Raw genomic sequence first — 14014 nt, 5'->3', positions numbered from 1 at the left:
AAATGTAAGATTTCATCTGAATATTTCTTTAATTATTTAGTATATAATTCGTTAGTGATTTTTTTTAATGTTAGATAAATATAATTTACCTCTTGATGTGATTTACAGTTTAATACAATTTCAGCATTACATTAATCATAAGAATTTAACTATATTCCAAGCCGTTCTTAAATTAATAAAACAAAGATGTGAATTGTAAGTAATTTTACTATGTTTTTTATGTGTTTAATGTACTCAGCCTTTCAGTTATTAGATTAATAACTATTTAGAAGAATAAAAAAGGTTTTGTAGTATTTGAAGCAGAAAAAAATTAAATTTGCTTCTTAAATTTTTATAGATGTCAGATTTTTTAAAATTATTTGGAGAAAATATATCTAGGGAAATGCCCGGATTTGTAGCTTTGAGTGTTATTGATGTGAAAAGTGGAAATCTATATTATTCAAAAAAAATCAATGATAGCTTTAATATAGAAGTAGCATCAAAATTTGCATTAGAAATGATTCGAGCTCAGTTAAATGCTAATGATTTTCTAAAACTGAATCAAAGCATAGACGATATTACTATAACATTAACGAATCAGTATCAGTTTTTAAAAATTTCGAAAAATAACAGTTACTTTATTTATTTAATTGCTGATTCTTCAAAAGCAAATTTAACTTTTACAAAAGCCATTCTGAATAAACAAATATCAGAGATTTCTAGTATGTTTCATTCTGAATAAAAAACTAATTATATCTGCTTAAAAACACACTAAATGTAGGTTATAGGTTTTAATACCAACAAGCTGATATCTTCTATTTAATTATCAATTTCTGTATAATATTAGAAATAGTTGTTTAAATGTTATGTAACAACATAGAATTCTTTATTCTGTAATTATATTCTGCAATACTTCTCTTATTGTTTTTAGAGTTTGGGTTGAAGTTTCGCGAATGATAATCTTATTTTTCTTGTCTTTAATTAGCATGGTAAATAAATTATCTTCTGTATTAATATCAACGATTGTTCCTCCGTATTTTAATGTTGTTTCTGCAATTGCCATTGGTAAATTTGTTGCTCCTGATGTTCCAACAATAAAAAGGATACCTGAATTTTTAGCTATTTTTAAGGAACTAAATTTTTTGTTTGTTTTTTCATCATAGCGCTCATCAAACCATAAAATATTTGGTCTCATCCAGCTACTACAATTTTTACATTTAAGTAATTCGATATCTTTTTCCGTTAAATCTTCGTCTATGTCTTTGCCTTTAATTTCTGTGGGAAGGTATTCTATTTCTTTGCAACCGTTTGAACATTTAATTTCTCTGGTTTTTCCGTGTATTTCATAAATTTTCTTTGTTCCTGCATGTCTGTGCAAATCGTCTATGTTTTGAGTTATTAAATGAAACTTATCTTGCAAAAGGTTCTCAATTTCTACTATTTCATGATGACTTTCATTTGGTTTGGCATTATCGAACATTTTTTTTCTAAAAAGGGAGTACTGCCAAACTTCTTCGGGATTTTCTTTAAAATATTTAAAGGTTCCAAATTCTTCCGGTTTATGAAATTTAGTTCCTTTTACCCATATTCCATCTACTCCTCTATATGTAGGTATACCGCTATCGGCAGAAATTCCCGCTCCCGTTAAAAATGTAAATAAGTTTCTATTTTTTTTATGATAAACTTGCCTTATTATTTCAGTAAGTTGCTTTTTCATTTTTTAATTCTCTAAATTTTTATTATACCATAAGCTTTACTCCTAGTTTCAAAGTAATCTAAGACTACTTAGCTTATTCAAATGAATTACTTTACAGTAAAATAGATAAATAGAAACGCTATAATTATTCTAATTTTTCATCCACTTGTATGTACGAAAATAAGATATTTTATTTCTTTTTTCTATCTAAACTTCAGCTTAAAAGAAAATGTATTGTAAATAAATATTTGACTTTATAAACAGATTGCTTAGGGCTGTAAATTTTAAAACCTCCAAAATCAATAGACTTTGGAGGTTTTTAGTTTGATAATTTTTATTTATCATCAAATATATAATGCGGGATTTTTAATCCAGTTGATTTTTAATAAGTCTCAACTTATTGTAACTGTATCAGTATTTTATTTAATAATAAATATCTAAAACAATACTCGATTTAGAAGTATCTATTATTTTTTCTATTCTCTTAAAAAACACTTCATTTACCATAGGGCATCCTTGGCTGTGACTAATGTAATAATCTTGCTCTTCATAAGGAACAGCAGAATAGGAATGTAATACTATAGCTCTTTTATAGGCATTATTATTGCTTTCCTCTAAACCAAATAATTTATAAGATTTTCCAAACATTCCTTTGTAGTCCTTACCTATTATATATTTTCCTAAAGAAGTAGATTTAGAATTTGGCATGTTACTAAATTTTAAATCTCCATTAATCCCTGTTTCTGACCCTGATCCATGAGCTACTAATCCTTTATCTATGATTTTATTATTCTCTAAATCATACACAAAAAAGCGGTTCATGCCTGATTTAATCTTCATATCGATAAAAAAGGCAACCTTAGGATTAAATTTAGGATTTCCATCTATCATGCATTTAAGATCACTTAACTGACTATTAAATCTTTCGACTTCAGTACCAGATGTAGTCGTTAAATTGTTATTATTGGAGGTAGAAAAAAATCCGATATTAAGAAATAAAATTAAATAAAGTATTTTCATAAAAGCAAATTTTAAATGCATTTAAAGATAGTCGTTTAACAAAATAGAATCACTGCTCTAATCTACTCTGCAAAAATAATAAATTATAGAATACACAATATGTTAAAATTTATTAAATAAACAGTTAGTTAACAAAATATCAAGTAGTTACTGAGGTGTTTTTTAATTTAATCTTATATCATTGGGAAATAGAGCTTCAATGTGTCGCATTTATTAGACATAAAAAAAGCTAAATCCTTCGATTTAGCTTTTTTATATTTTTAAAGTTGAATATCACTTTCGGAATTCTGTTTACTTCACATCAAACCATAGTTTTGTAGTAAGCAAGTCTTTTCCTTGAGCAGTTACTGCAGCTTTATAACTATTTCCGTTTAGCGATTGTTCTGTACCTGGATAAAAGAAACGCGAAGGTATCTGTCCGTCCAAAACTGTTGCTGGACCAGCTGCTAAAACTGGATAATCCAGTCTTCTCCATTCTACAAAAGCATCAAGACCCTGCCCATAAAATGCAATCCATTTTTGAGTACCTATCGATTTTGCATAATTTGTTGCATCATATTTAACCGTTGTCTGATTAAGATAATTAGAAATAATTGTTGCGTCGGTAATACCAAATTGATTGAACGATGCCGTAATTGCATTTTTATAAAATTGCTCTGCATCTCCAGGAATATAGCCACGTGCTACAGCTTCAGCAAGATTAAATAGTACTTCGGAATAAGAAACAATTACTGCTGGCGATGCCGAGGTTAAGAAATATGTACCTGGTTTTGACGTTTTAGCAAAACCCTGACTATTAGCATCACTGTTAGATAATCCATTGGCACCTCCCACATATTTGCCTACGCTTGCATCTGATGGTAGTTGAGCATAAACAGGCAAACGAGGATCTGATAATACATTTAACTTATCAACTAATGTCTTCGAAATACGATAATCATCTCTAGTTTCAAACCAAGCCGAAGCTGGATTTTGCTGAGGCGAACTCGTGTAAGTAAACTTAAAGATTTCACTATTGTTGCTAATTAATCCTGCTGCATCGGTTGTTGCTTCAATTGCAGTTTGTTTAGCTAAAGCAGGTTCTTTATCAGAAATTCTTAACGCAATACGCAAACGAAGCGAATTTACCAGTTTTTTCCATTTTGTAATGTCACCTTTATAAGCCAAATCACCGATTACAGTTCCATTTGTTGGATTTAGCAAGGACTGAGCTTGTTTTAAATCTTCTAGTAATCCTGTATATACTTCCTTTTGAGTATTATATGCAGGTGTTACTTTTAAACCAGCTTCTTTATAAGGAATGCTTCCGTAAGCATCTGTCAACAATAAAAAAGTCCATGAACGCAGCGTTAGTGCAATCCCTTTATAATTTGAATTTGCTTGTTGGTTTGGGAAATTCAGAATCGTATTTAAATCTGTAATTAAGGTTGCGTATCCCGTATCCCATAAAGAAGTGAATGATGTATTAGATACATCATATCTGTCTGGTTCTGTATACTGGATTTTAGCCCAATGCTGAACAAATAATAAAGACGAGTCAAAGTTATTTATTGATCCCCAGTATAAATCAGCACCTTGTTTTAATGATCCTGTTAATAAGTAAGGCGCCAATGGAGTTTCTGTTGCATTTGGATTTTTATTAATTTCGTCCAAGCTGTCACTGCATGAAAACAGAGACAATGCAAATAGTGTTATATATGATAGTTTTTTTAGCATGATTTCGTGTTTTTAAAATTTAAGATTAACATTAAGGCTAAAACTTCTGGTAGTTGGCAAGGCTAAACTCTCCAACCCTTGTCCGTTTCCTGTATTAAAAGCCGATTCAGGATCGATATTGGGCACGTCTTTGTAGATAAAAAACAGATTACGTCCTGTTGCAGTAATACTAGCTCCTTGCAATCCAAATTTCTTAATTAGGTTTTTGTTGACATTATAAGTAAGTCTTACTTCTCTTAATTTTACAAAAGTTGAACTGTAAACATAAGCTTCGCTGATATTATATGATGCTTTATAATACTCTTGTGCACTAATTACCTGAGTATTGGGAGTTCCATCTGCATATACACCGTTAAAGATAACACCATCATCATATACAGTTGCTCCATTTGGAGCTGCACCTGTTAATAAGGTTTTGTTATTACCTGCATAGTAGTAATTTAATCCACCATTGGCAGCATCACGACCCGGGAGAGTTTGAGCTAGCACACCAGTATAATTACCAGTTCTGTTAGTTCCCGAAAAAAGCTCCCCACCTACACTAGCATCAACAAGGAATGAAAATTCAAGATTCTTGTAAGTTAATGTGTTTGTAATACCACCTAAATAATCAGGAGTATAATGTCCTAATACTTTCTTTTGCGGATCAGCTTTTGGTAATCCATTAGCCCCTACTACAATATTTCCGTTTGCGTCACGCTGATAAGCAGTACCGTAAAGTGCGCCATAGGCTTGCCCTACCGATGCTAATACATCGACACCTCCAGAAGAACCAATTGTGTAGTTTTGAATGTTTCCTTCATAGTCAAGAACATCTACCTTGCTTATATTCTTTGAATAATTTACGCCTACATTCCACTTAAAATCTTTAGTTTGAATAGGATTTCCATCCAATTGAATTTCTATACCATGATTGTTTATTTTACCTGCATTGATTAATTGCGAATTATAACCGCTTGCAGTTGTAGTTTTTATCTCCAGAATCTGGTCAAAACTATTGGTGTTATAATAAGCAACATCAAGATGTAATCTGTTTTTCCAGAAAGAAGATTCTAGACCAATCTCTGTAGAGCGAGTTGTTTCTGGTTTTAAGTTCTCATTAAGTTTCTTTTGAGAAGAGGTTTGAATTGGATTTCCGTCGAATGCAGATTTGAAAGTGTAAACTGTAGCCAATTGATACGGATCTGCATCATTACCTACTTCAGACCAACCACCACGTAGTTTTAAAAAGTCGAGTGTATTGCTTTTTAGATTAAAGGCATCAGATACTACAAAACTACCATTAATAGAAGGATAGAAATAAGAACGGTTACTGCTTGGTAATGTCGATGACCAGTCATTACGTGCTGTTACGTTTAAAAAAGCATAATTTTTATAACCAAATTGTGCTGATGCATATACACTATATACTTTTAATTCTGAGAATGTGTTTGATGAAGTTAACGGATCTCGAGAGTTTGTCAATGTGTATAAATCAGGTACAGCCAGACGTGGTGCTTTTTGATAATTGTTTGCATCGCTGTGGTTACGGATATTAAATCCGGCAAGAGCATCCAAACTAAAATCCTGGCTCAGTTTTTTGGTATATTGCAAGATACCCTCAGTGTTTCTTTCGTTTACCGTATAAGCATCTTCTGCATACGACCCAAAAGGAGTTCCATTAGTACCATATTTAATCTCGTATTTTCTGCGATCGTTATAATAGTCAACTCCAGTACGGAATTTAAAATTAAGCCCATCGGCAATTTTTGCATCTAAGTGAATATCTCCTATCAAGCGGTTACGCTGCTGGCTGGTAGTATTATAATAAGCATTCCAATACGGATTGCTATAATAGCTGTTGTTCCAGTTTACATCTCTATTATTTCTAAGCTCATTGATATCTACCTGACGTCCGAACCAAAGAAACTGTAGCATTACACCAGCAGCACGGTTACCAAATGGGCCACCTGGTAGTGCTGGAGCATCGGTAACAATATAGTTTGCCGTTACCCCTACTTTTATATTCTTAGAGATTTGATAATTAGTATTAACCGTAAAATTTGTTTTGTTTATTTCACTATTAGGCACAGTTCCTAATTGTTTTTGATTATTTACTCCTAATCGAAAATCTGATTTCTCATCAGATTTAGCTACCGAAATACTGTTATCATAAGTAAGACCAGTATTAAAGAAGTCTTTCACATTATCAGGATTAGCCACAAAAGGCACAGCTTCTCCATTTGAATAAAACTGAGGAATAAGACGACCATCTAGTTTAGGTCCCCAACTTTCATCAACACCATCATTAATTCCACCACCTTTACCATCTACATAGCTAAATTTCCCATTGGATCCTTGTCCAAATGAATTCTGAAATTTAGGTAAAGTAGCAACTTGAGAGATAGTTATACCCGAACTGAAGCTTACGCCCAATCCTTTTTGTCCTTTTCCTGATTTTGTAGTTATAAGTACAACACCATGTGCAGCACGCGATCCGTAAAGAGCAGCAGCATTAGGTCCTTTTAGTACGCTTAATGATTCAATATCTTGCGGATTTAAATCGGCAATAGCATTTTTAAAATCGCGGGTAGCTCCACCAGCGTTTAACTGTGAGTTATCTACCGGAATTCCATCTACTACAAATAGAGGCTGGTTATTTCCAGATATAGAGGTTTCACCACGAATAATGATACGTGAAGACCCCATGTCTCCTTGCGAATTTGTAATACGTACTCCTGCTAATTTACCAGTAAGACTATTCAGGAAATTGGTTTCTTTTGTTTCTGCCAACTCTTTGCCCTTAAGTGATTGAGTGGTATATCCTAAAGATTTCTTTTCTTTTGTAATACCCAGTGCAGTAACTACAACCTCTGATAATACATTCTGTTCCTCAGTTAGATTAATAGTTATTGAATTTCCATTAGCTACAATTTCCGTTTTTTTATATCCCATATAGCTTACTATTAGCGTATAAGGAAGTTTTTGTCCTGTCTGGAAATGAAATTGTCCTTCAGTATCTGTTATAACTCCGTGTGTAGTACCTTTAATATTTACCGAAGCACCAATAATAGGCTCCTTTGTAATAGCATCGATTACTTTTCCTTCTAGTTTGGATTGAATTAATGGCTTGGTTTCTTGTGCTCTAACCCCAATGGAAATCAACAAAATGCATAGCCATGCATATCTATTTAATTTTTTTTTCATTACTTTGTTTTAGTTTAATAAATAAGGCGAGCCGAAAACGGATTTAATCCATTCTCGCTTCCTTATAGAGATGTACAATTTCTTTAAGCTTCACCATTTCTGCTGCAACAGAAATGGTTTTTTTTTATCTGCATTGCATTCGTCTTTTCATTTTTATTTATTTTGGATTACTATTATTTGAATTGGTCTTTATAAGATTTCAACTCTAAAATTGAAAACCTATCTTTTTAAAAATTTGCGTGAATTAGAGATTGAAGAATTTTTATCAACGATATGTCATCTAGATCGATAAATGACTTACTCTTATTCAAAAAATGAAATACTTTATATTTATATTTTAGTTTAAATTCTACTAATTTGATAGAACAAAAGTATATTGAAAAAAATTAGTCCCAAAATTTTAACTGTTTTTTTTGTAAAAAAATGTTAATTAAAATATTCAGAAGTTTTTAAATATCTAAAAATAAAATAGTTAATATCAATATATACTTTTCTGTTGTGTAAGATTTTTTCTAAACGGATAGCAATAATAAGAGATTTTAGCTGTTTCCAAACCGTGTTATTATCAAAAATAAGCCGTGTTTTTACTGAATCAAACGTGATATACCATTCTAGTGCGATTTGCTAAAACAGATATGTTCTCTGTTAAAAAAAATGACTATTTTTATCAAACCTTCAACCTTTTACTATGACCGATAAATCACTACTCCGAGGTTCCATTTTCAGACATCTAGACGGCTTAGCAGTTGCACCAGTAGCAATCGCATTAAGAAATAAAGATGTTTTAGAGTTTATCCTGAACAAAAAGCAAGTACAACTAACTGAACTTGCAATCGCTTTTAAAGCAAATGAAGGTTATCTAAATGTAGGCTTAAGGATTTTGGCTTCTCAAGGTTTCTTAGATTATGAAGTCGATAACCAAAAACAGGAAATTAAAATTTCGGTAAATGAAAAGACAGCAATAGCTTTTTCAATGTTTCATCTTTATGAAGATGTTGTTGATTTACTTCAGTTTTCTATCCAGTTCCACCCTCGCCTATTTGAAGATGTGCCGTTTGAAAAACTCAATGCTATTTTTGAAAAATATAAAAAAAACTACGGAATTGAACCTTCTAGTGATACTCTGATAAATAGTATTCAGACCCAGATTTTAAAACATATAGAAGGCTATTTAATTGGACCTACGATAGTGCGTTTGGCAATGAAAGGAATGTTTCATAAATATTTCATGGAGACTTCTTTTAAGCCAGAAGAATTTCATAAATCTCCTGAAAATTTCAAAAAAATATTAGACTTTTTTGTACATCTTGGATGGTTTCTGGAAAAAAATGGCAATTATCAATTTACCGAAGACGGTTTGTTTTTTGCAAAAAGAGCCAGTGCCTATGGTGTTACAGTTTCTTACTTGCCAACATTTGCAAAAATTGAAGAATTAATTTTTGGCGACCCAGCCGCGTTAAGAATGATCGCTGACGGCGAAAATGAAATTCACGTTGATCGCGAAATGAATGTTTGGGGCAGCGGTGGTGCTCACGACACTTATTTTAAAGTCGTAGATGAGATTATCGTTAAACTTTTCAATTTGCCAATTAAAGAACAACCAAAAGGAATCCTGGATATGGGTTGTGGTAATGGCGCCTTTCTGCAACATATTTTTGAAGTAATCGACAGGCAAACCTTGCGAGGTAAAATGCTCGATGAATACCCATTATTTCTCGTTGGGGCAGATTATAATCAGGCTGCGCTGAAAGTAACCAGAGCCAATCTTATAAAAGCAGATATTTGGGCAAAGGTAATTTGGGGAGACATTGGTCGTCCGGATATGCTCTCGGATGATTTAAGAGAAAATTACAATATTGATCTGAAAGATTTACTTAACGTAAGGACTTTTCTGGATCATAATCGAATTTGGAAAGATCCGGAACACATTCGCAAAGACAGGATTAGTGAATCTACAGGTGCATTTGCCTATAGAGGAAAAAGAGTCAGTAATAACCTTGTAGAAGATAATCTTCTGGAACATTTACAAAAATGGTCGCCGTATGTGCGTAAATTTGGATTGCTTCTTATCGAATTACATACCATAAATCCAAAACTTGCTGCCAGTAATTTAGGTAAAACTCCTGCAACAGCGTACGATGCCACTCATGGTTTTTCTGACCAATATATTGTTGAGATAGATGTTTTTAATAATGTTGCTGCCGAAGCAGGATTATTCCCGGATAAATCAATTTTTAAACGATTTCCAGATGCTGATATAGCAACGGTAAGTATCAATTTATTAAAAGGAAAGTAATCTATAATCTCAGTTATATAAATTTACAATCCCTGTCTGAAAGAAAAAACATATGTATTAAATATTAAACATAAAAAGCTCCATTATTCCTAATGGAGTTTTTTTGTATTTGCTAAAGACTTTCGACAATAAAATTTATTTTATCACATAAAAAGTAACATAATAAAGGCTTAAAGAGGATAGTAAATAATATAGTGTTTCATCATTTTTCTCTAACTTAGCGCTGTAAATCTTAAAATATAAGATTAAAACAAACTTTGTTTTTCGCAAATAACTGAATGAAAAAGCGTTACTGTTTTTTTTCTTACATTTTTTTGGAAAAGCATTTTTATAATAATTTTAGTTAATTGAAAACTATGAATAAATTTGATTTTGGAATCGTAGGACTCGGTGTAATGGGACGTAATTTACTTTTGAATATTGCGAGCCATAATTTTGCGGCAGCAGGTTTAGATTTAGATACTGAAAAAGTTAATTCACTTCAACAAGAAGCAGATTCTGACCATACAATTGAAGCTACTACAGATGTTAAACATTTTGTAGAGCTTATACAAAAACCTAGAGCTATTATGTTATTGGTTCCTGCAGGAAAACCTGTTGATAGCGCAATAGCAAGCTTATTACCTCATTTAGACCAAGGAGATATTATAATTGATGGTGGTAACACTTATTTTACCGATACAGACAGAAGATTTTTAGAATTATCTGCTAAGGGAATTCACTTCTTTGGAATGGGAATTTCTGGTGGAGAAAAAGGCGCAAGATTTGGTCCGGCTATGATGCCTGGAGGAGATCAGAAAGCATACGAGAGACTTCGCCCAATTTTTGAAGCTATTGCAGCAAAAGTAGACGGAGAACCTTGCGTAGAATATTTAGGAAACGGATCTGCGGGTAACTATGTAAAAATGGTTCATAACGGAATCGAATACGGAATTATGCAGTTGATTTCTGAAATTTATGACCTAATGAAAAGAGGTTATAATCTGGATGAAGATACGATTCAGAAAACTTTTGAGGAATGGAACCAAACAAACGATCTTAAATCGTACTTGATCGAAATTACTGGAAACATACTGAAAGAAAAAGATACTGACGGAAGCAGGCTGATTAATAAAATTTCTGATTGGGCAAAATCTAAAGGAACAGGAAAATGGACTTCGCAAAACGCAATGGATTTACAAGTCCCAGTTCCTACTATCGATGCAGCAGTTTTTATGCGTGATATGTCTAAAACTAAACCGGAACGAATTGAAGCCGCTACTAAACTAGCTTGGAACGCTGCCGAAACAGATGTAAATACAAGTGAAGCAATTGCGGCATTAAAATCAGCTTTATACTTTTCTATTGTAGTTACTTATGCGCAAGGATTAGCACAACTTCATACTGCTTCTAAAGAATACAATTACGGATTAAATCTCGAAACTGTTGCCAAGATATGGCGAGGTGGCTGTATTATTCGTGCTAATGCTCTGGAAGATTTTAGAAAAGCATTTGCAACTAAGAATGATTTACCAAACTTACTTTTAGATTCTGGAATCGCTTCAAAATTAACAGAAAACCAATCTGGGATGAGAGCAGTTGTACAATTTGCTGTTCAAAAAGGATTGCCTGTAGCTGGACTAATGAATTCATTAGCTTATTTTGATGCCTACAGATCAGAAAATCTTCCAACAAATTTAATTCAGGCACAACGTGATTATTTTGGAGCACATACCTACGAGCGTATTGATACGACAGGAGTTTTCCATACACAATGGTCTGAATAAAGAACTTTAAGCAACACAACACACTAAAATGAATAAGTTCAAAAATATAAATCCAACAATCATTGTTATTTTTGGAGGAACGGGTGATTTGGCAAAGAGAAAACTCTTTCCCGCATTTCAAAATCTGTACCTAGACGGTCGTATGTCTGATAAGTTTCAGATTATTGCCCTGGGAAGAGCAGAAAAAAGTAATGAAGACTTTCGTAGCTATGTCTTAGAAAATCTAAATACTTTTTCAAGAAAGAAAGGACTTTCTGATTTAGAAACTCAAGAATTTCTTTCGCACATAATCTACCAAAGTTTTGATATAGACAAAGAAGAATCGTATCAAAGATTAAATGAAAGAATAAATAGTATTGATCAGGCATTTGAAGAACGCGCTAATCGTCTTTTTTACCTTTCTATTACTCCTTCTTTTATCACTACAATATCTAGTAATATTAAAAAAATTGGCCTTGCGGCTAATGCCAAGCAGGATCGTATCATTATTGAAAAACCTTTTGGTTACGATAAAACTTCAGCGATTGAGCTTAATGAAATGCTTTCGCACACTTTTAAAGAAGAACAGATTTACAGAATTGATCATTATTTAGGTAAAGAAACCGTTCAAAACATACTTGCTTTCCGTTTTGGAAATTCGATGTTTGAACCTTTATGGAGTCGTAATTTTATCGATTTTGTTCAAATTACAGTAGCCGAAGAAGTTGGTGTAGAAGAACGCGGCGGATTCTATGAAGGCGTTGGTGCATTAAAAGATATGATTCAGAACCATCTGCTTCAGATTCTATGTATGACAGCTATGGAAGCACCAGCATCATTAGAAGCAGACGATATCCGAAACCGTAAAGCAGATGTCTTAAAATCTATTCGACGCATTAAACCAGATGAGGTTGATCATTATATTGTAAGAGGTCAATACGATGCCGGTTTTATAAAGGGAAATCCAGTTCCGGGATACCGTCAGGATAAAGGAATTGCTCCAGATTCTAATACAGAAACATATGTAGCGATGAAAATTTATTTAGACAACTGGAGATGGCAAGGAATTCCGTTCTATTTGCGCACAGGAAAAAGAATGGAAGAAAAACAGTCTTCTATTATCATACAATTTAAACCAGTTCCGCATTCTTCATTTTCGTATGGAAAAGAGGGTATGACACCAAACAGGCTTATTATTAATATTCAGCCTGCAATGGATATCAAGTTGCAGTTTATGACCAAAAAACCAGGACTGTCACTTTCATTAGAACCAGCAGAAATGATATTTGATTATTTTTCCTGCTCTACAATGTCACCAGAAGCTTACGAAACCTTAATTGCCGATGCTCTGGCAGGAGATCCTACCCTATTTATGCGTTGGGATCAGGTAGAACAAGCTTGGGATGCTATTGATACTATACAGCAAGTATGGAAAACTATAGCGCCAACCAATTTCCCTAATTACAAAGCAGGAAGCTGGGGACCTGAAGAAGCTGACGAATTATTGGCTCGCCAAGGACACGCTTGGATTCAAAACTCACAAAATAAAATAAAAGAAGAAGTATTAGATGATACAGATATATAATAACACAGAAGAAATAAATACTGTAGCCGCAGATTTATTTGTAGCTGCTGCACAGAAAGCAATTGCAGAAAAAGACAAATTTACTGTCGTACTTACCGGAGGTTCATCTCCTGCAGGGATTTACAAATTATTAGCTTCTGATGATTATAAAACTAAAATAGACTGGAGTAAAGTTTTTATATTTTGGGGTGACGAACGTTGGGTTCCTCTTAATGATGATCTTAGTAATGCAAAAATGTCTTATGCAGCATTATTAAGCCACGTTCCTATTCCGAAAGCTAATATATTTGAAATGTATGCAGCTGGTGTTACACCAGAAGATTATGCAGTTACTTATGAAGAGTCTATTAGAGAGGTATTAGGAAATGAAGGAAAGTTTGATCTTATTTTATTAGGAATGGGAGACGACGGACATACAGCTTCACTTTTTCCTGGACAAGCAGTATTAGAGGAACAAAATAAATGGGTTTCTGCCTACTACCTTGAACCTCAAAAAATGCATCGAATTACACTTACTGCACCATTAATAAACAAAGCAGAAAAAATTGTAGTAGTGGCTTTTGGAGAGAAAAAAGCGCCAGCATTAAAAGAAGTTACAACAGGAACATATAATCCTACGACTTACCCAATGCAGTTAATTAAACCTGTTTCAGGCGAATTATTATTTCTTGTAGATAAAAGTGCTGCTGGAACAAATTAAGAAATTGTTTTATACATTTCTCACTAAAAATTATACTACAGACTAATTAGCATATTGTATAAAAAAGAGATAGAGAAGATTTTCTTCTTTA

9 protein-coding genes are annotated in these 14014 nt (G+C 32.9%); 5 read left to right on the top strand and 4 right to left on the bottom strand.

The genetic code is table 11. The annotated features are described in order from the left end of the window. Positions 1-337 precede the first annotated feature (337 nt). Complete coding sequence (locus tag SHI72_RS07565; protein WP_039118225.1) at positions 338-721, top strand: hypothetical protein; 384 nt, start codon at positions 338-340, stop codon at positions 719-721. A 144-nt stretch (positions 722-865) separates the two neighbouring features. Here SHI72_RS07565 and SHI72_RS07560 read toward each other — a convergent pair whose 3' ends face one another. The 4 genes from SHI72_RS07560 to SHI72_RS07545 form a co-directional block, all read right to left on the bottom strand. Then, positions 866-1696, bottom strand: coding sequence for an SIR2 family NAD-dependent protein deacylase (locus SHI72_RS07560; RefSeq protein WP_323489597.1), 831 nt, complete (start codon positions 1694-1696; stop codon positions 866-868). 402 nt (positions 1697-2098) lie between these two features. Then, positions 2099-2695: a murein L,D-transpeptidase catalytic domain-containing protein gene (locus SHI72_RS07555; RefSeq protein ID WP_323489596.1), complete on the bottom strand. Its 597-nt coding sequence runs from the start codon at positions 2693-2695 to the stop codon at positions 2099-2101. A gap of 291 nt (positions 2696-2986) precedes the next feature. Next, positions 2987-4411, bottom strand: a complete 1425-nt coding sequence (locus tag SHI72_RS07550) for a SusD/RagB family nutrient-binding outer membrane lipoprotein (protein WP_323489595.1) — start codon at positions 4409-4411, stop codon at positions 2987-2989. A gap of 12 nt (positions 4412-4423) precedes the next feature. Then, on the bottom strand, positions 4424-7597 hold the full coding sequence (locus tag SHI72_RS07545) for a SusC/RagA family TonB-linked outer membrane protein (protein WP_039112050.1): 3174 nt from the start codon (positions 7595-7597) through the stop codon (positions 4424-4426). A 688-nt stretch (positions 7598-8285) separates the two neighbouring features. On the opposite strand from SHI72_RS07545, the gene SHI72_RS07540 reads away from it, so the two are divergent. The 4 genes from SHI72_RS07540 to pgl all read left to right on the top strand — a co-directional run bounded on the left by SHI72_RS07540 (position 8286) and on the right by pgl (position 13923). Beyond that, positions 8286-9893 (top strand): class I SAM-dependent methyltransferase, encoded by a 1608-nt coding sequence (locus tag SHI72_RS07540; protein WP_323489594.1) that lies wholly within the window; start codon positions 8286-8288, stop codon positions 9891-9893. 356 nt (positions 9894-10249) lie between these two features. After that, positions 10250-11659 (top strand): NADP-dependent phosphogluconate dehydrogenase, encoded by a 1410-nt coding sequence (gndA, locus tag SHI72_RS07535; RefSeq protein WP_039112052.1) that lies wholly within the window; start codon positions 10250-10252, stop codon positions 11657-11659. A 28-nt stretch (positions 11660-11687) separates the two neighbouring features. After that, positions 11688-13223, top strand: coding sequence for a glucose-6-phosphate dehydrogenase (gene zwf / locus SHI72_RS07530; protein WP_039117361.1), 1536 nt, complete (start codon positions 11688-11690; stop codon positions 13221-13223). Further along, a complete protein-coding gene (gene pgl, locus SHI72_RS07525; RefSeq protein ID WP_039112054.1) occupies positions 13207-13923 on the top strand; it encodes a 6-phosphogluconolactonase in 717 nt (238 codons plus the stop codon). The genes zwf and pgl overlap by 17 nt, the downstream gene beginning before the upstream one ends. The last annotated feature ends 91 nt before the right edge of the window (positions 13924-14014 follow it).

Source organism: Flavobacterium sp. PL02 (assembly GCF_035013205.1).
In the GTDB taxonomy this organism is placed as follows: Bacteria; Bacteroidota; Bacteroidia; order Flavobacteriales; family Flavobacteriaceae; genus Flavobacterium.
Note: the sequence above shows the minus strand (reverse complement) of the source record. Positions and strands in the feature narration are given on the sequence as shown.

Bases quoted from the DNA above. Each gene is read 5' to 3' on its own strand.
- SHI72_RS07565 (WP_039118225.1), top strand. From the start codon at position 338: ATGTCAGATTTTTTAAAATTATTTGGAGAAAATATATCTAGGGAAATG.
- gndA (WP_039112052.1), top strand. From the start codon at position 10,250: ATGAATAAATTTGATTTTGGAATCGTAGGACTCGGTGTAATGGGACGT.
- SHI72_RS07560 (WP_323489597.1), bottom strand. From the start codon at position 1,696: ATGAAAAAGCAACTTACTGAAATAATAAGGCAAGTTTATCATAAAAAA.
- SHI72_RS07555 (WP_323489596.1), bottom strand. From the start codon at position 2,695: ATGAAAATACTTTATTTAATTTTATTTCTTAATATCGGATTTTTTTCT.
- SHI72_RS07550 (WP_323489595.1), bottom strand. From the start codon at position 4,411: ATGCTAAAAAAACTATCATATATAACACTATTTGCATTGTCTCTGTTT.
- pgl (WP_039112054.1), top strand. From the start codon at position 13,207: ATGATACAGATATATAATAACACAGAAGAAATAAATACTGTAGCCGCA.
- SHI72_RS07540 (WP_323489594.1), top strand. From the start codon at position 8,286: ATGACCGATAAATCACTACTCCGAGGTTCCATTTTCAGACATCTAGAC.
- zwf (WP_039117361.1), top strand. From the start codon at position 11,688: ATGAATAAGTTCAAAAATATAAATCCAACAATCATTGTTATTTTTGGA.
- SHI72_RS07545 (WP_039112050.1), bottom strand. From the start codon at position 7,597: ATGAAAAAAAAATTAAATAGATATGCATGGCTATGCATTTTGTTGATT.